Annotated in this window: 13 protein-coding genes and 2 pseudogenes; 4 read left to right on the forward strand and 11 right to left on the reverse strand. The window is 43.3% G+C overall.

All coding sequences use genetic code 11. The annotated features are described in order from the left end of the window. Nucleotides 1-68: 68 nt before the first annotated feature. The 4 genes and pseudogenes from LNL84_RS18330 to LNL84_RS18345 form a co-directional block, all read right to left on the reverse strand. Nucleotides 69-516 (reverse strand): annotated as a pseudogene (locus LNL84_RS18330) (IS3 family transposase); the annotation flags it as partial. 192 nt (nucleotides 517-708) lie between these two features. Beyond that, nucleotides 709-900 (reverse strand): antitoxin Xre/MbcA/ParS toxin-binding domain-containing protein, encoded by a 192-nt coding sequence (locus LNL84_RS18335; protein WP_244359187.1) that lies wholly within the window; start codon nucleotides 898-900, stop codon nucleotides 709-711. Between the two features lie 132 nt (nucleotides 901-1,032). Next, a complete protein-coding gene (locus tag LNL84_RS18340; protein ID WP_244359188.1) occupies nucleotides 1,033-2,412 on the reverse strand; it encodes a DEAD/DEAH box helicase in 1,380 nt (459 codons plus the stop codon). Next, nucleotides 2,406-2,936: a hypothetical protein gene (locus LNL84_RS18345; RefSeq protein ID WP_244359189.1), complete on the reverse strand. Its 531-nt coding sequence runs from the start codon at nucleotides 2,934-2,936 to the stop codon at nucleotides 2,406-2,408. The genes LNL84_RS18340 and LNL84_RS18345 overlap by 7 nt, the downstream gene beginning before the upstream one ends. A 104-nt stretch (nucleotides 2,937-3,040) precedes the next feature. Between LNL84_RS18345 and LNL84_RS18350 the strand changes: the two genes are divergently transcribed. After that, complete coding sequence (locus LNL84_RS18350) at nucleotides 3,041-3,355, forward strand: helix-turn-helix domain-containing protein (protein ID WP_244359190.1); 315 nt, start codon at nucleotides 3,041-3,043, stop codon at nucleotides 3,353-3,355. Between the two features lie 481 nt (nucleotides 3,356-3,836). Here the strand turns inward: LNL84_RS18350 and greB are convergent, their stop codons facing one another. From greB to LNL84_RS18375, 5 genes are read right to left on the reverse strand one after another with little or no spacing between them, the layout of a single operon-like run. After that, complete coding sequence (gene greB / locus LNL84_RS18355; RefSeq protein ID WP_244359191.1) at nucleotides 3,837-4,316, reverse strand: transcription elongation factor GreB; 480 nt, start codon at nucleotides 4,314-4,316, stop codon at nucleotides 3,837-3,839. An 18-nt stretch (nucleotides 4,317-4,334) separates the two neighbouring features. Beyond that, nucleotides 4,335-4,967, reverse strand: coding sequence for a gamma-mobile-trio protein GmtX (gmtX, locus tag LNL84_RS18360; RefSeq protein WP_244359192.1), 633 nt, complete (start codon nucleotides 4,965-4,967; stop codon nucleotides 4,335-4,337). A gap of 1 nt (nucleotide 4,968) precedes the next feature. Then, complete coding sequence (gene gmtZ / locus LNL84_RS18365; RefSeq protein WP_244359193.1) at nucleotides 4,969-8,943, reverse strand: gamma-mobile-trio integrase GmtZ; 3,975 nt, start codon at nucleotides 8,941-8,943, stop codon at nucleotides 4,969-4,971. Continuing rightward, nucleotides 8,940-10,235, reverse strand: coding sequence for a gamma-mobile-trio recombinase GmtY (gene gmtY / locus LNL84_RS18370; RefSeq protein WP_244359194.1), 1,296 nt, complete (start codon nucleotides 10,233-10,235; stop codon nucleotides 8,940-8,942). Before gmtY ends, gmtZ begins: the two co-directional genes overlap by 4 nt. Beyond that, on the reverse strand, nucleotides 10,232-10,417 hold the full coding sequence (locus LNL84_RS18375) for a hypothetical protein (protein ID WP_244359195.1): 186 nt from the start codon (nucleotides 10,415-10,417) through the stop codon (nucleotides 10,232-10,234). The genes gmtY and LNL84_RS18375 overlap by 4 nt, the downstream gene beginning before the upstream one ends. A 151-nt stretch (nucleotides 10,418-10,568) precedes the next feature. Between LNL84_RS18375 and LNL84_RS18380 the strand changes: the two are divergent. Further along, nucleotides 10,569-10,919, forward strand: a pseudogene (locus LNL84_RS18380) (GreA/GreB family elongation factor); the annotation flags it as partial. A 19-nt stretch (nucleotides 10,920-10,938) separates the two neighbouring features. Here the strand turns inward: LNL84_RS18380 and LNL84_RS18385 are convergent. Then, the gene (locus tag LNL84_RS18385; RefSeq protein ID WP_244359196.1) at nucleotides 10,939-11,790 is read right to left on the reverse strand and encodes a helix-turn-helix domain-containing protein; all 852 of its coding nucleotides are present in this window, start codon (nucleotides 11,788-11,790) and stop codon (nucleotides 10,939-10,941) included. A 365-nt stretch (nucleotides 11,791-12,155) separates the two neighbouring features. On the opposite strand from LNL84_RS18385, the gene ompR reads away from it, so the two are divergent. Further along, on the forward strand, nucleotides 12,156-12,878 hold the full coding sequence (gene ompR, locus LNL84_RS18390; protein ID WP_244359197.1) for an osmolarity response regulator transcription factor OmpR: 723 nt from the start codon (nucleotides 12,156-12,158) through the stop codon (nucleotides 12,876-12,878). Nucleotides 12,879-12,993: 115 nt separating this feature from the next. After that, nucleotides 12,994-14,313: a two-component system sensor histidine kinase EnvZ gene (gene envZ / locus LNL84_RS18395; RefSeq protein WP_244359198.1), complete on the forward strand. Its 1,320-nt coding sequence runs from the start codon at nucleotides 12,994-12,996 to the stop codon at nucleotides 14,311-14,313. Nucleotides 14,314-14,450: 137 nt separating this feature from the next. Here envZ and recG read toward each other — a convergent pair whose 3' ends face one another. Continuing rightward, the gene (recG, locus tag LNL84_RS18400; protein ID WP_244359199.1) at nucleotides 14,451-16,529 is read right to left on the reverse strand and encodes an ATP-dependent DNA helicase RecG; all 2,079 of its coding nucleotides are present in this window, start codon (nucleotides 16,527-16,529) and stop codon (nucleotides 14,451-14,453) included. Between the last annotated feature and the right edge of the window lie 276 nt (nucleotides 16,530-16,805).

The raw sequence follows: 16,805 nt of genomic DNA on the forward strand, positions 1-16,805 counted from the left end.
GCTGCTCAATACGCTCTGTGCTTTCTTGTTCGATTATAATCAACATCTATCTATTCAAAGATCGTTTAGCGCATCTCACCTCTCGTCATGAACGGTTCATATCGGATCGCTTAAACTTTCATTGAATGGGAGACGCTCTCAACACAAGCATTATCCCAGCAATTTCCGTTTTTACTCATACTTTGTTCTAAATTATAAGTAGTTATGAGATCTTGATAGTCTTTTGAACAGTACTGGCAACCTCGATCACTATGAATAATAACCTGCTCAGGAAATCCTCGATGGAACAGAACCATCGATAGTACATCGCAGACCAGAGTTGCATTCATTCTTGTATCCATCGACCCGCCGATCACCTGACGTTAGTAAAGATCAATATTGAACGCCAAATATAACCAGCCTTCGCTGGTGGCAAGATAGGTAATCACCAGCCCATTTTTGGTTCGGGTCAACAGACATTTTATGCTTGTTGTCCGTTGTACACTTAAACTTGCGTGCAGCATTTCGGGTTAAATCCCAAACTAACAGGGGCAAGTCTTGCGTTTTGCAACGCATGACTTTTTGTATATAAAAACTAGCTGACTATCTGTAACGTATTTAGAAGCGTAACAAGCTTCGGGGCAGAACTGAGCTAGCCAGACGTAGTTAGCTCGAATCTAGACAGAAGTGATTAATCTACGAAAATAACTTCAAAGGTGGGTCAACTTTCTAACTGAAATCGCCGTATTTAAGGCTATTTAGTAACTGCGTTAGCTGATCATGATCTAAGTCGCTTGGTTTGCATCCCGAAAGAGCGGGAATGGATTTTCGAAACCATTCTTCAGCCAACGAGTCACTTCCAAAAACTTCAAGTGCTAATTTTCGAATGTCGCTATTTTCAGACAAGAGTGTTTTGTCCATGCTAGCTTACCTCTACAAACAACAATTATTCAAAAGTATACCTGATAGATAAAGTTCTGACACAGTTGGAACTGAGGCGAGTCAATAAATCAAATTCTAACTTGCCCCAGAGTGGGCGAAGGCTATCCAACATTAGACTGTTTGAAACGCTGAAATAATACGCTGCTTGAACCCACCAAACTGAACCTCGTCAGGAAGGCTCGTGAAGTCAGCTACCGTGCGACCACGCTCTGCGACACCATTCCATCTTAATTCTGTATTGCTGCTTGCTGATTCGGAATTACAGCCGTTAGCAGCCACCTTTCGCCCTGAATCATTTGCTGTAAATATTTCGGGAGTGTTCGCTTTAACAAACATACAAGACTCTGGAATATCTTGTTCTATCCGCTCGGCAAAATCTATCAAGCTCTGCTCTGCGAAAGTGAATAACCAAGCCTGCTGGTTCGAGGCATGATTCACTCGCAGAATCCGTCCTAGTACTTGCCTAAAGTAGAGCTCTGTCTTAACCGAGCTCATATGACAACAAACTTGCAGCCTAGGAATATCAGTACCTTCACTAATCATCCCAACACTGACTATCCACTGAGTACAATCCTTCCGGTAGCGTTCAATCTCAGCCAAGGGCTCCTCGTGACGATAGGTCACGATGGAAACGGTTTGTTGATACTTTTCCAAAAGTATCCTTTTAATCTCTTGAGCGTGTTGAACAGAAGAGGCAACGACTAGTCCTCCTGCATTCTGATTTTGAGTACGTATCTTGGCAAGCTTTCGACAACCAAGCCCAAGCAGGTATTCCATTGCCTCTTGATTGTGAATTACGCTCTGATATGGAGCTTTAGTTTGCTTCAGCATCTCAAGAATCGATGAGAACGACTCTGCTTTTCCATCACTAGTTACCGACAAGTGTTCATTGTCGACGAGTACAATTTTTGGTGCTCTACAAACATGGTCAGCAACGGCCTGCTTGAGAGTGTATTGATAGTCAACCAAGATCTGCCCATCAGGGTCGCTATACTGCGCCATTACTATCGGTAAAGCATCTGAACGCCAAGGTGTACCAGAAAGCGCTAAGGTGTAGGTAGCCAGTCCCTGAATCTTGGTAAGGATCTGTTGCCCCCAAACATTCGCTTTTTCATACTCCGAACCAGAGCAATGATGTATCTCATCGAACACTACAAATACTCTGTAATTACGTAGCGTCAGCCAAAACTCTCCGCTGAGGAATTGGATAGATTGATAGGTAAGCGACTGTCCTATCGAACCTAAACCACCATTAAAAGTGCAATTGAGAGCTTCTGAAAAGGTTCTTTTTATCCCAGCTGATACCGTTAACGACGGTGAAAAACACAAAACAAGGTCAACCATATCATCCTCCAACAACCTAGAAGCAATAGTTGCTGCCAATACCGTTTTCCCTGCCCCTGGAGTAGCTTGGCAAAAAAAGTGGTACTGCCTGTTCTTGTAGTCTTGTATCGCTCTTTCAGAGCATTCTTGCTGCCATGTTCTCAACATTCGGCTACATCCGAAGAGATGGTGTTAATCACGTTGGTGAGTACGTTCACTTTGCCAAATAGGTGTGCAGAGCGATATCTCGCTTGTTGCAACATAGGGTTGAGCTTCTGTTCCAGTTCAGGGAAACGACGATTGAGTGATTGATATTCGTCGATCTCACCCAGAACAATCTCTAACTCAGCTTTGTACTGGTTTCGCTCATGGCGCAATACCGAGTAATCTGGGGAGGGTTTCACTGGAGAGGTTACATTCTCTCGTCCTACTTTGGGCTTCACATTAAGAGAGCGAAACAGATCCGTTTGAAAGTATCTTTTATCTCGTCCCTCCCCCTCACTTGCAAGCCAACCGTTTCTCACAAAACGAAGGATCTGTCTGTAGAGTCTTTTTCTTGCCTCATCAGGCTCCTTCCTAAGATCACTTATAGAAAGAGAGGCGTCGCGTAGTTCAATAACCGAAAAACCATCCATACCTTTTTCAATCAATAACTTGTGCATAATCGCACTGATTTTCGTCGAACGTTTCATTTACAACTCATGCAGAACCAAAAAACTAAGGATTGCTTAGTATACAGAAATCAATAAAACTAAGAAAATCTTAGTTACTGTAGGTTTTCACACATGAACCAAAAATGTCATTTACTAGCCCAGTCCCAGCGCGACTTAAAGAGGCGCGCAAAAAAGCCAAACTCTCTCAGAAAGCCTTGGGGGTGCGAATAGGTATGGATGAAGGCTCGGCAAGTGCCAGAATGAATCAGTATGAGAAAGGCAAACACGCTCCTGACATACAGACGTTAAAGCTCATTGCTGACGAGCTAGGCGTTCCTTTGAACTATTTCTTTTGTGAGGAAGAAAGCTCTGCCAAGTTAGCTTGCTTGATTGCTAAACTGAGCGAGGAGGAGAGGCAAGAGCTTATTAATAAGTTGAACGGTTCCGAAGATAGTTAAAGTAACCACCGCTAGGCTAATCCTTATCGACATTTTTCGTGATAACGCATTTAGAATCTCGAAATAGATTCTTCATATCAGGTCTAGCGTAAACAGTAAGATGAGCGGTTCCATCTCCATCTATATAGTTTAGTTGAAACATTGCCCCATACGGGCTATTGCTGGAAGTTGATGTTTGAATTGTCGTGTGAGTACTCGTAGAACTTACCTTTGCATCGAATGAATATTCCCCTTTAACGGAAATAATCCCATCACTAATGGATACAAGGTAGGGAGAACCATTTGCATTACACAGTGCTTCCACATATCTCATTAATATCAACTCAGAAGCATACGAATGAAAACACAAGGTAGTAATTAGAAATACTAGAATTGACTTCATATGATTAAGTTCGTTCTCTTGTAATTAACAGTCAATAGTAAAGTTTTATAATCTAAATGATGTGATCTTCACTATACAATCGAAAATGAATACGACTCGTTATATATTGTTGTACCTGATTGAATTAACGACCCATTCTTTGTCACCTTCGGGTGTGCGAACCGTTACTTCGTCATCCACTTCCTTCTTCAACAATGCTCTCGCCATTGGTGAATCAATAGAGATGTAGTCTTTTGCGCCTCCATAGATCTCCTCAGGTCCAACAATTCTAAATGTCTTAACATCACCGGCTTCATTCTCAATCTCAACCCAAGCTCCGAAGAAGACCTTTCCTTCTTGTTGAGGAGAATAATCTACGATCGTGACTTCCGGTAAAAACTTGCGTAGAAAGCGAACTCGACGGTCTATTTGACGGAGTAAGCGTTTATTGAAGACGTAATCTGCGTTTTCTGAGCGATCTCCTAGGCTCGCAGCCCAAGTAACTATTTTTGTAATTTCAGGACGTTGTTCGTTCCATAAGTGGTCATGCTCAGCTTTGAGTTTGTTATAACCTTCTCTGGTTAATAGTTTTGTTTTCACTTCTACAACCCAAGTTATCTATAAGTTCTGTAGAGCCTTTTTGATTGCGTCCAGTGTTGCCACGGGGAAAAAAGACTTTTGCGTTTCAGACGAGACTATACTGCCATTTCTCCCCAACTCCAATTTGTTACGTCGCAAAAACTCGGGTGAGAAAAGAAACTCTAATGCGTTTCGCTCTAGATCCGTCAACTTAATCGACGCTGCAGACACATCCACGTTGTCAAAAATTTCAAAAACTTCAATAACTTGGCTTATTGGTACTACCTCGTTTAGCATTCGTTCCGCTTCCTTTTTCTGAGAATAAAGAATGTTGGCTTGAAGCTTCACTACAGGATCATCAAGCTCATCGATCCAAGCGTACATTTTTCCTTTGTTATTAGCCTGATTCGTTTTTGGTTGGCTTGGTACGGAGTCAGAAAAACTAGCGATCAATGTACGATAAGGCTCACCAGTCTTATTGCGAATACTTTGTGCTGCGGGAACACCTCGTCCTTTTCCCAAGCGGGCTATCGTTGAATAACTAAAGTCACTCAATCCGCGCTCTTGCTGCTCTTTACAAATATTAAATACTGCATCAAGTGAGTTCTGTACTCGAGATGAAGCATTCTTTTTTAGCTGACTAAGCACTTGTTCAGGACTAATTTCTGACATACTAACCGATCCTTTTTAGTGGTTTAGAACGTTTAAACAACTCGCGAATAGTATTTTCGTCTAATGGGTTATCTATTGATAAATCTTTTAGTGTCAAACTCCCATCCATCAGACGATCGATATTTTCCCAACCTTTCAATCTTGTCAGCATTAACTCCGTTAGTTGGTTGCCTACTACAAGTTGTTCCTCTTCTGAAAGAAAGAAGAGCTGTGGTTGGATACCATTTTTTGCCATCATCCTATCAATCATTTGGGAGCGTCTGGTTACTGCTAAATCATCGCTACAGCTATGATATAGCTCAGCGTTCGAACACACCTCAGATAATTGGTGAAAACTGCTTACTTCATCCAACTCAACATCTAATGAAAATTTATGTGGAACAATAAGTTGAAAGTTATTCGTAGTGTTTTTTTGAAACTGGTTCATCAGCGTTTGACAATTATGTATATGACGATGAATCGCGTTCATATCCGTTAGATATACATCTAGCTTCTTCGCTCGTGTTTCTATTTCCGAGTTAAGGTGCACTCGCTCATTAACCAAGCCTCGCTTCTTGGATTTTAAAGCTAACTTCTCTGAGTTGTCTGCTTTAATTGTGTACAGATGGTGATCAATTACATCTATTTTTTCTGCAATGTGGTCAAGCTTCAATTCTAGTGAGGTGTAACGGCTTGACAGAGTGTTAACAGCCAAACCTATTTCATTAAACATCGCAGCAAGTCCAACTAAAAAGGCGGGGCCTGTAATGAAGAATCGGCACTGAACGCAATTCTGCTCCCCCAAGTAACCAGCTGGAACTGGATGATATATATTAGCTTTCATAGCGACTGGGCAACCACCCTCTGAACAAAAAGCCCCTCCTACTGGACAGATTCCGAAATCTTTCCAAAGATAACTAGAAGAAGGTCTAGCATTATCCAATAAGTTTATCGGCCCCATCGGTGAGCCGACCAATTGAGATTTAACTTCTTCAATTCTCTGTTGTTCAACGAATGATTTAAGTGTTTGTGTGGCCTTACTTAAAGCTTCCTTTTCGCCTAACTCCATTTTTTCTCGCAGATTCGCACCTGTTTGGTCACTTTTTGTGTAATAGATTGTCATAAGAATGCTGGAGTGACCGACCAGTTTCATTATGACTTCTAAGGGAATACCGAACTCGTAGGCATATGCGTTAATCAAACTAACACGCATAGAATGGGGCGTATAAAGAGACTTGAATCTAGAAATGGCAATTTGAGTATGATTCTCTAACTCACCAATAACTTCATCATATGATAAGCCCCTGTATGTGGCTATTTTGTGATCGCTTTTGGATGAGAAAAAAAGAGCCGCCGCAAGCCTCGCTGATAAACGTCCGCTAAAAATCCCTGGCTCTTTTTCTCCATAATCTCTAAATAGGAAACAGTTAACCCCTTTTTGTTTACGCTGTATTTCATTTAGATTGGTGCGTACACAATCTAGCCACTTTGTTGGCTCCTTGATTGGATTATATTTTTGTTGCCATTTTCTGAGCTTTATCAGCCAGTATGCCAATTCTATTGGCATGAAGGGAATTGTGTAACCTGAACCATCAAATTTGGTTTTGTTGGAAGTATAATGGACGCCAAATTCATCTTTTCCAGATTTACTTACCATACCTTGTTGGTTCGTTAATCCAGCTAATCCTGACTTATTTTTCTTCCATAAGACCTGGCCATTTTTAAAGTCAGCTATTTCGTAGTCTGCCTCACCAGAATCGCAATATACTATTTGCATACCTCGAGCCGGTAATTGCATGAGTGCATAGGTATAAGTCCAGTACATAGGAGTCCAAAGATAAGTTTTTCCATCCTCAAACTTATAGACACAATCAGGATCGTTGCTATCTAACATAGAGTCATCATCAACTAAAATCCAATCAGATCGAAAACTATGTAAATGCACTAGGTCTGAGTAATTTGGCTGCTTACTTATTGAATCTGATGTAAAAATCCACTCACGCCCCTCCTTGACATATTGATAGGGTAAGGCTAGTTTATTGGTTTCATGTACACTCGGAGTATCAGGCTCTCCAGAGAAATTGATATGTGCAAATGGATTTTTTGCCCCCTTTATATGAGCAATTTCGCCGGTTTCCTCATCTTCGATAACTAAGTAATTTAAAATGACCCAATCCAGAAACTCGTTGATTGAGTAAATCCATTTTTTCTTACGAGTAACCGGAACCTGGTCAAGTAAGCTGCGCATTGGTTGAATATTCGTTGATCTCCTAGTTAGAAAATCTAGAGGACATTTTTCTAAACCATTCGGTTCAATATACTCACGAACAAATTCACATAGATCTTTGGTTTTAACGTCTCCTGAGCGAGCAGTTTTCAAAAACTCTGTAATTTTATTGCCCCAAAGTCGCCAATCTTCAGTAAAGTATTTTACTTGGTAGGGGCGGGGGATTCCCCAAAAATCATAAGTGTTAGTCCATCCTTTTCCTTGATAATGCTCTTCTGGTTTTGCTGGAATTCTTGGGTCTTTCGATATAGCTCGAAGTTTTGTGTATTCAGAAAGACTGGTGATCTGGTTCTTTCTAATGATGCTTAATAGGTCTACATATTGGTAAGGGCGTACAATATCCAAAGCATCATACCAATTAGTCCAATCAGCAATGGATTTTTCAGGTTTAGATGGAAGTTGAGGGAAATCGGCTCTTTTTTTCCTATAGTCTACAGAATTTAATATTCTGGCTTTTTGGCACACAACTTTGAAGTCTTCTAAAGAAGTAATATTTTGGGGTAATAGAAACAGCGCCCAACTTTTCCACTCGTCTTTGTAGGATCGCGGGGGAATTGTAGGTAATTTGGGGTCTGCTTTATACTTTGCGTAGTATTGGGTGCTATTCGTAATACCAAGGTTACGTGAGGCATCACTCGCTTCAGCCAGGGTCTTGTATAATATTTTTTTGGTTTTACCCAAATAGGTATACCAATCGACCCAGCCCTTATAAGCACTAGGTTCTGAAGGTAGCAAAGGATCTTCCTTGTAGTACTTGAAGTAGTCCATTTGTGTCTTTATCCCTAATCGCGCTGTTGCCGCGATCGCCTCGTCTATTGTTTCATACTTGGTAGGCTTTGGTTTATTCAAAAACGAATACCACCCCTTCCAGTTTTCATATATCACATCCGGGGAAGCTGGAAGTCGCGGGTCCTTTCTATATCGCTTCCTATAGTCTGTTCGTGATGTTATTCCTATGTTAAGAGATGCTTTTTTAGCTTCTGATAAAGTTGAGTAATAAGTAGGTTTTGTTTTTCCCCAGAAATCATACCAACTAACCCACTCTTCACTATAAAATTGAGCTAAATCCGACGGTAACTTTGGATCTTCTTTATAGCGTGCAAGATACTCTAATCTAGAGGTAACTCCCAAGAGCAATACTGCTGAACGTGCTTCTTTCAGTGATTCATATTTTTTTTTGATTTGTCGTTCCAAAAAGCTAGGCCAACTAATCCACTCACGTGCGTAAACTTCATTTGGTTCACAAGGTAAACTAGAATCGCGTTTGTATATTCTTTGGTACTCATTTTTGGATGTAGCACCGAGCTTAATTGCACTTATACTTGCTTCACGAAGAGTACTGTAGAAACTAGGTTTTCTCCGACTAAAGAAAACAGGCCAATTTTTCCATTTATATGAATATGTCCTAGGCGGATTGGCTGGCAACCTCGGGTCTCTCTTATAGTTTTTCATATATTCACTTTTGGTACGTATTCCTAGTTTTTTAACAGCAACAGAAGCTTCTTCAATAGTCTCATATGGTTCTTTAGGAGGTCGATTGAACAAGTAACCCCAACCTTTCCATTCATTTGAATAGACATTTTCAGGTCGAGATGTCAGCCTAGAGTCTTCTTTATAACGTTTTAAATATTCTTTCCGAGTCGTTATATTGAGCGATTCAACCGCTCGTATGACTGATAGCAAGGATGGATAAAATTGATTGCTTTTCATATGACGTTGCGAAATAGTTCTCTAATTTCAGAATCAGTTCGTTTTAAGTAAACTAAACAACTGTCAGGGCTTTTATGATGCATCGCTTTTTGAATTTCTAGCTGAGAAAAACCTCTTTGGCTTAATCTGTAGCCGTAGGAATGGCGATGTGCATGTGGGGTTGTCCCTAGCGATTTGGAAGGTTCGAGCCCAATCCGCTGTACTGCTCTATTGTGTTTTTGATTGAAATTTTTCTTACTCTCCGGACTACCTTTTGAGTTCACAAATAAGAAAGGAGATTCAGAAGCAGGTTTAGTCGAAAGGTATTTTTGCAATAACAGAGTAAACTCAACTGCTTTACTTGCTGGATAAAACATGACATCAAAAGACAGATTTCGATTTGTAAGTAAGGGTCCTTTCCAGCCAGCGTAGAGTCTATGGCTTCTCGAATATTCATTCCGTGGATTCAGTCGGTATTTGTTAGCCAAGTATTCATTTCGTTTACTGAAACGTTCATCTGGAGACGTTCCATCACTAGGATGGAAAACCGATATAAGGGCTGAACCTGACTGTGGATCTATTGATATGTCACCGGTATATATGTGGAAACACTCTGACAGTCGTAGCCCACCGAAATGCATCAACATTACGATCAACTGACTAGCATAATCCGGCTCACCTGCAGCAGAAACAAACCCATGTAGAAGTAAGTCTTCAATTCGGTCTTCTGGAAATCGGTATACCGCTTCGACATCAACAAAATGCCTCTCAGGTCCACGAATCTTTCTAGCAAATGAGAATGGCTGTTGGGATGGTTTAGTCAAGTGATTCAAAAAGCTACGACTGCTCCTCCTGTAGTAAGCACACCATTGCAAGCGCTGTTCTGCATGAGTTGCTTTTCTTAAGGGGTTTAGCTTCGGTAAGTCAGTGCCGTGTATAGTGTCTAAATAGTCGCAGTAATAGGTAATATGACCAAGAAGAACATTCACGTCTTCATTTCGCCGAGGCCCCCAGAACAAACCAGAGTTATCTTGCCCATCTTGAATGGTTCCGAACTGTAATGTCTCAACAAAAGCTCTAAGTAATTCTGTAGCCGATGAGAAGAGCCCTACTTGCCGCTCAATGAACTTTAAGAGCAGCTCAACGGCAAAGATATTCCGTTCGATCCAAGATGGTGATTTCGCTCGATTGTTATATAAAAAACGCAAATGAGAAAGTAACAGCCCATTTTCAGTGAAGATAGCCGGAAAATATAACGAAGAGGCACCACTCCTCACTTTGTAATTGACTCGTCGTTTTATTACGAAGCTCATTTATCGACTTTGGACAGAAAATCATTCCATCCAGACCAACTAGGGCTATAGTAGCGAGTCATACTTATAGGCATGTGCTTGAACTGCTTTAACGCTTTTTGTTCAGATTTTCTCCTACCTAGGAGATCCGAGTTATTTTTAAACAACTCGTTCCAGCCTTTCCATTGTTTGTCATTTTTCATAGAAAACCTTGCTAAACTAAGAAATCCTTAACATACTACTTAGTATATAGTTGATAGTTCTTACCTTAGCCAGTATTTAGTTGAGGTGTTCAATCTTAGAGATTAAAGGGGGATTTATTTAGAAATAGTACGGGGAATAGAGTAGAACTAATATACCTTTAACAAGCGTTTGTTAAGACAAATTGACCGCAGGGTGCGTTTCTTACGTAAATTTTTGCCTGAAGTCACCATTGTTGATTACTCACCACAGCAAGAAGGGAAAGTCTTCTTCGGAGCTTGGGTCGAAATCGAGAATGACGCGGGCGAGATAATGAACTTCAGGATAGTCGGCCCAGAAGAGATTTACGGAGGCAGTAAAGGGTACATTTCTATCGACTCGCCAATGGCAAGGGCACTGCTTAAAAAAGAAGTGGATGACGAGTTCTCAGTAACCACTCCTGACGGTGAGAAAGAGTGGTTTATCAATTCGATTGAATACGAAAAAGAACCCCCATCCAATTAGCGCTTGTCACGCCACAATGTTAAGCCGGCACAGTGGCTTCATATGATGTTCTTTTGCTCTTAAGCGCCTTTTGATAGTGGCAAAGACTGAGGAAGTCGCTGGTATCACTGAAAACACAATGAAAAAATGGATTCTGCATGAGCAGATCCATATGGCATTCATAAACAGAGATCCCTTTGTATTGGGACTTTTCTTCAATATAGAAATCGTTCATCAGGGACTTGAAGTAAGGCAGCTTGGCGTTGAAGATCACCTTTTTTCCCTGAAAAAGTCGGCAAGCTCGTTGATGCATCTGTAAGTAGATATCCTTGGTCAGCCCCATATTGCTTAGCAGGCAAAGCGTGCCGTGACTATCCATGCCATAGGCGATATGACCCATAATGGCATTTTTATGGAAAGCCACGACGACGTTAATATCCTGAATGCCTAAAAACAGCACCAACTCCTTGAGTTCGACTTGACGGTAGGCATGATGAGCATACAGGATCTGCTCTTTTAGCGAGGCGGTGAGGCCAGACCATGGATACTTTTCAATTCTTTCAACCTCATAAGGGTAGACCGGCTCAATGTCGTTAAAGAAAGTGTTGTATTTCGCCGCCGCCTTAACGGTTTTTTTCTCACCCTCGTCATAGTCATAGGGCTGCTCAAAGAAAGTGGCAACCCCCACTCTGCGCATCAGCGAAGGTAATCCATTACCGTGTTCCCACTTACTTAGCATCGGTTGATTGACGCCGAGAAAAGCGTGATGTGATGAGCTGAGCTTTTCCACCAGCTCGAGTTGCGACAAGCTGTGCAGGTGCCGCCAGTGTTTGAGCGCCGAGGCAAAGTGACATTTTGAGAAAGTCACATTGTTATTGATGATGTCAGACATTGAGCTCTCCACTGTCAGCTTGGTTCAGTACGTATTTTACCCAAAGACATCGCTAATTAGATCCCTTGGGCAAATAAACTGTATTTCAATAAGTTACAGAGCTAACTCTCTTTTTTAGCCGATAAGAAATATCACCGTTAACGGTGTTTGTGGTCAGGTGCTAAGCAAAGTCATTGAAGTAAAAGAAAATTACGCTCATCAATGCATCGCACCACATCCATTTATGAGCCATAATTAACACCTGTTAACAATTACGTGCGCATTTTTTGCCCATGAAATGTTACATTTAGACCGTTACTCGAACGGTGTACGTGAAAGCGCGTACGAAGAGTATGTTGAATGCCTTAATAGTGGTGGAATCGAATATGCAAGAAAATCATAAGATTTTGGTTGTTGATGATGATGCGCGTTTACGTGCATTGCTAGAGCGTTACTTATCAGAGCAAGGATTCCAAGTACGCAGTGTTGCTAACAGTGAGCAGATGGACCGCCTGTTAACCCGTGAAAATTTTCATCTAATGGTATTGGACTTGATGCTACCAGGTGAAGATGGATTGTCTATTTGTCGTCGTTTGCGCAACGCCAACAATATGTTGCCTATTTTGATGCTGACCGCGAAAGGTGATGAGGTTGATCGAATTGTCGGGCTCGAAGTGGGGGCCGATGATTACTTGCCAAAACCGTTTAATCCAAGAGAACTTTTAGCTCGTATCAAGGCCGTTTTACGTCGTCAGGTGATTGAAGCTCCGGGTGCGCCAAGCACTGAGGAAGCGGTTGTCGAGTTTGGTGAGTTTAGGCTCAACCTTGGTACGAGAGAGATGTTCCGAGGCGAAGAAGCGATGCCACTCACCTCTGGTGAGTTTGCTGTGTTAAAGGCACTCGTTACTAATGCTCGCGAGCCAATGTCGCGTGATAAATTAATGAACATGGCCAGAGGTCGTGAATACTCTGCGATGGAGCGCTCCATTGATGTTCAGATTTCTCGTCTGCGCCGCATGTTAGAAGTTGATCCAAGCAAACCGCGTTATATCCAAACGGTTTGGGGGCTTGGCTACGTCTTCGTACCAGACGGCAAAGAAGCACAGTAAGAAAGCGGGCTCTGAAGTGATTCAGGGCCTTTTCTTTATCGAGTAGGTCGACGATGTTATTTTTGATTCCGTTAATACTTAAACTTCAACCATCATTTAATGCTAGGAAGGCATCATGAGAATTCGTAGCTCATTTACTCAGTCTATTGTTTTGTTCTTCACTCTGCTCATTGCCAGCCAAGTCTTTTCGTACTACGCCGTTTATAACTACGCGCTCGTACCAAGTTTGCAGCAGTTTAATAAGATTTTGGCTCACGAATTGACGTTTGTACTGCAAGGCAACCAAGCGACCGACGAAGAACTCGAAATGGACGCACCGCTGCGTCGTCGCGTTCTAGAGCAACTGGGTGTCACAGTGCATGCTGTCGACAGCCCGATGGCCAATGAATTTAAACACGCGATGACCATCGACTTAATGAGCGAGGAAATGACTGATGAGTTGGGCTCGAATACCGAAGTTCGCCTCATTTTAGGTGAAGAAAGCTACATATTGTGGATGGATATCGACGCACTTCCAGGATCACTGATCCGCATTCCGTTATCAGAGTTGCAAGAAGAAGATTTTGCACCGTTGTTTCGCAATAGCCTAATAATGACGTTGCTGATCATTGTTGGTGGGTGGTTATTTATTCGATTACAGAACCGGCCATTGCGTGAGCTGGAAAAAGCGGCCAACCTGGTGGGACGAGGTGAGAATCCTCCGGTGCTTCCAGAGAAGGGCGCTACTGAGATCCGTTCAGTTAGCCGCGCTTTTAATCAGATGGCAAAAGGCATTCAGGAACTAGAAGAAGACCGTGCATTGTTAATGGCTGGGATCAGTCATGACTTGAGAACGCCCTTGACTCGTATCCGACTCGCAACGGAAATGATGTCCCCAGAAGACAGCTATTTGGCTGAGGGGATTATCAGTGATACCGAAGAGTGTAACGAAATCATTAGCCAGTTTATGGACTACCTTAAACCGGTTGATACACAGACTTTTCAAGTGATTCATCTTAATGATATTGCCTCTGATATTGTTTCATCGGAAGGCGGCTATGAAATCCAGATCGATTACCATCCAGAGCCAAAGCTAAAAGAGGTGAGTGGCAGCCCTATTGCGATCAAACGCGCCATCAGTAATTTGGTGGTCAATGCGGTTCGTTATGGCAACGGCTGGGTGAAGGTCAGTACCGGGATGACCGCCGACAATAAGCTCGCCTGGGTCTGTGTCGAAGATGATGGCCCAGGTATTGAATCGGATCAGATTGGTCGACTGTTTGAACCGTTTACTCGTGGTGATACTGCTCGTGGCAGTGAAGGAACGGGCCTTGGCCTTGCGATTGTTAAACGTATTATTAGCCAACATCATGGCTCGGTCAGTATCTCAAACCGCAGTGAAGGTGGCTTGATTGCCCAGGTCAGTTTCCCGGTGTCTAAGAACGGAAGTCGGTAGGCGACTTTCTGATCGTCTGGATGATTAATCGTGTGAGCGATGCGCAGTAGAAGAGCCCCTTTTTCAAGGGGATGACGAAATGTCATTTTCGACAAGAAAAAAATACATGCGGGTGCCATTCTTACGAGGGTAAGGTTTTATGCCTTAGCGTAAAATTCACGATCGCCGAGCCATCGGTCAATGATGGCCTTAGCGCTGCCCTGGTGCTGTTCATGAATAAAGCGCGCCATACGTTGTACTTCTGGGATCAAGCGTTGGTCACGGATCAAGTCAGCAATCTTGAAATCGGCAAGGCCGGTTTGTTTGGTTCCTAGAAGCTCACCGGGGCCGCGTATTTCCAAATCTCGCTGTGCAATGACAAAGCCATCATTACTTTCCCTGAGCACGCCTAAGCGCTTTTGAGCGGTTTTAGACAGTGGCGCATGATACATCAATACACAATGGCTAGCGACGCTGCCACGTCCAACACGACCTCTTAACTGATGCAATTGGGCCAAGCCAAGACGCTCTGGGTTTTCAATGATCATTAAGCTTGAGTTTGGAACATCGACACCCACTTCAATTACCGTGGTTGCGACCAGAAGGTGCAGTTGGTTATCTTTGAACTGCTGCATGACGGCTTGTTTTTCAGCGGACTTCATTCGGCCGTGTACTAAGCCAATGTTGACTTCGGGTAGTAAGGCTTGCAGCTCTTGCGCTGTATCGGCAGCCGCCTGGGCTTCTAATACTTCAGACTCATCGATCAGAGTACAGACCCAGTAAGCCTGTTTGCCCTCATTGAGACAGGCATTTTTTACCCGTTCGATCACGTCACTCCTTTTGGTATCAGGGATCGCGACGGTCTGAATAGGCGTTCTTCCCGGCGGTAATTCATCAATCACCGAGGTTTCCAGATCCGCGTAAGCCGTCATCGCTAAGGTTCTCGGTATCGGTGTTGCCGTCATAATTAACTGATGGGGGAAAAAGCCTTGCGTGGCGCCTTTTTCCCTGAGCTCCAGTCGCTGGTGGACGCCAAAGCGGTGTTGCTCATCAATGATCACCAAGGCCAGGTTATTGAAGGTGACCGACTCCTGGAATAAGGCATGTGTGCCCACCACCATCTTGGCTTCGCCACTGGCAATGCGCTCTAACTCAGCTTGCTTGGCTTTACCTTTTAGCTTTCCAGCCAACCAGCCAACGGTAATGCCCATCTTTTCAAACCACTGAGAAAAATTGAGCGCGTGCTGCTCTGCAAGAAGCTCAGTCGGAGCCATCATAGCAACCTGGTAGCCTTGCTCAATGGCCGTTACAGCAGCCAGTGCGGCAACTAAGGTTTTCCCTGAGCCAACATCCCCCTGCACTAAGCGCATCATAGGGCGAGGTTTGACCATGTCTTGTTCGATCTCTTTCACCACCCGGCTTTGCGCATTGGTGGGAGAGAATGGAAGCTGAGCAAGTAGCTGGGCTTTTCGCTCTTTTGATTGCGGCATGGCAATGGCTTGGTCTTGCTGACCTTTACTGCGCACGGCAAGCATCGATAGATTTTGTGCCAATAGCTCTTCGATGATCAGGCGTTGTTGAGCGGGATGACGACCTTCATCGAAGGCGATGAGATCGATATTGGGCTCAGGTCTATGTATGGTCATCAGCGCATCGGTTAAGGTCACTTGATGATCGTACAGACCGGATGGCAGTAACTCTTGCACCGCTGACTTTTGCATGAGTTCTAATGCTTGGTCGGTAAGATTTCGCAAAGTGGTTTGTCGTAAGCCTTCCGTGGTTGGGTATACGGGGGTTAAGGTTTGCTCAAGCGCTGGAGCTTGTCCCTCTGTCTGAAACTTGTATTCTGGATGAATGATTTCTAAGCCCTGATTGCCGCGCTTGACTTCGCCGTAGGCAATGACCATTCGCCCTTCGGCAAAGTTATTCTTCATGGCTGCTGTAAAGTTGAAAAAGCGCAGCGTGAGTGTGCCATTGCCATCACTGACTTTGACCGTCAGCATTTTTCGACGGCCAAACAGGGTATCGACCGCCATGACTTTACCCTGAATTGACCCCCACAGGCCTGGATGAAGTTTTACAATCGGGTAGATACGCGTGCGATCTTCATAGCGATGAGGCAAGTGAAACAGCAGATCCTGCACCGTGTGCAATCCTACCTTTTCAAGTTTCTCTGCGACTTTTGCCCCTACGCCAGTAAGCGAAGTTAAAGGAATTGCCGACAGTAACTGAGCCATATTCACCATCCATCAGAGTGTTAGATGGGAATATTCAATCATCTTACTGTCTTTTTGTACAGTTTTATACAAGAGGTGACGGCTAACTTGAATACGATGGTTCTAAAGGTTCGTCATTCCTGCGCAGGCAGGAATCTTGCTGAGGCTTGGTGCACGCTTTAAGTAGACCCCTGCCTACGCAGGGGTGACGGCTAATTTGAATGCGGTGGTTCTAAAGGTTCGTCATTCCTGCGCAGGCAGGAATCTTGCTGAGGCTTGGTGCACGCTTTAAGTAGA

Origin of the sequence: Vibrio gelatinilyticus, assembly GCF_022836845.1 — a bacterium.
Lineage (GTDB): Bacteria > Pseudomonadota > Gammaproteobacteria > Enterobacterales > Vibrionaceae > Vibrio > Vibrio gelatinilyticus.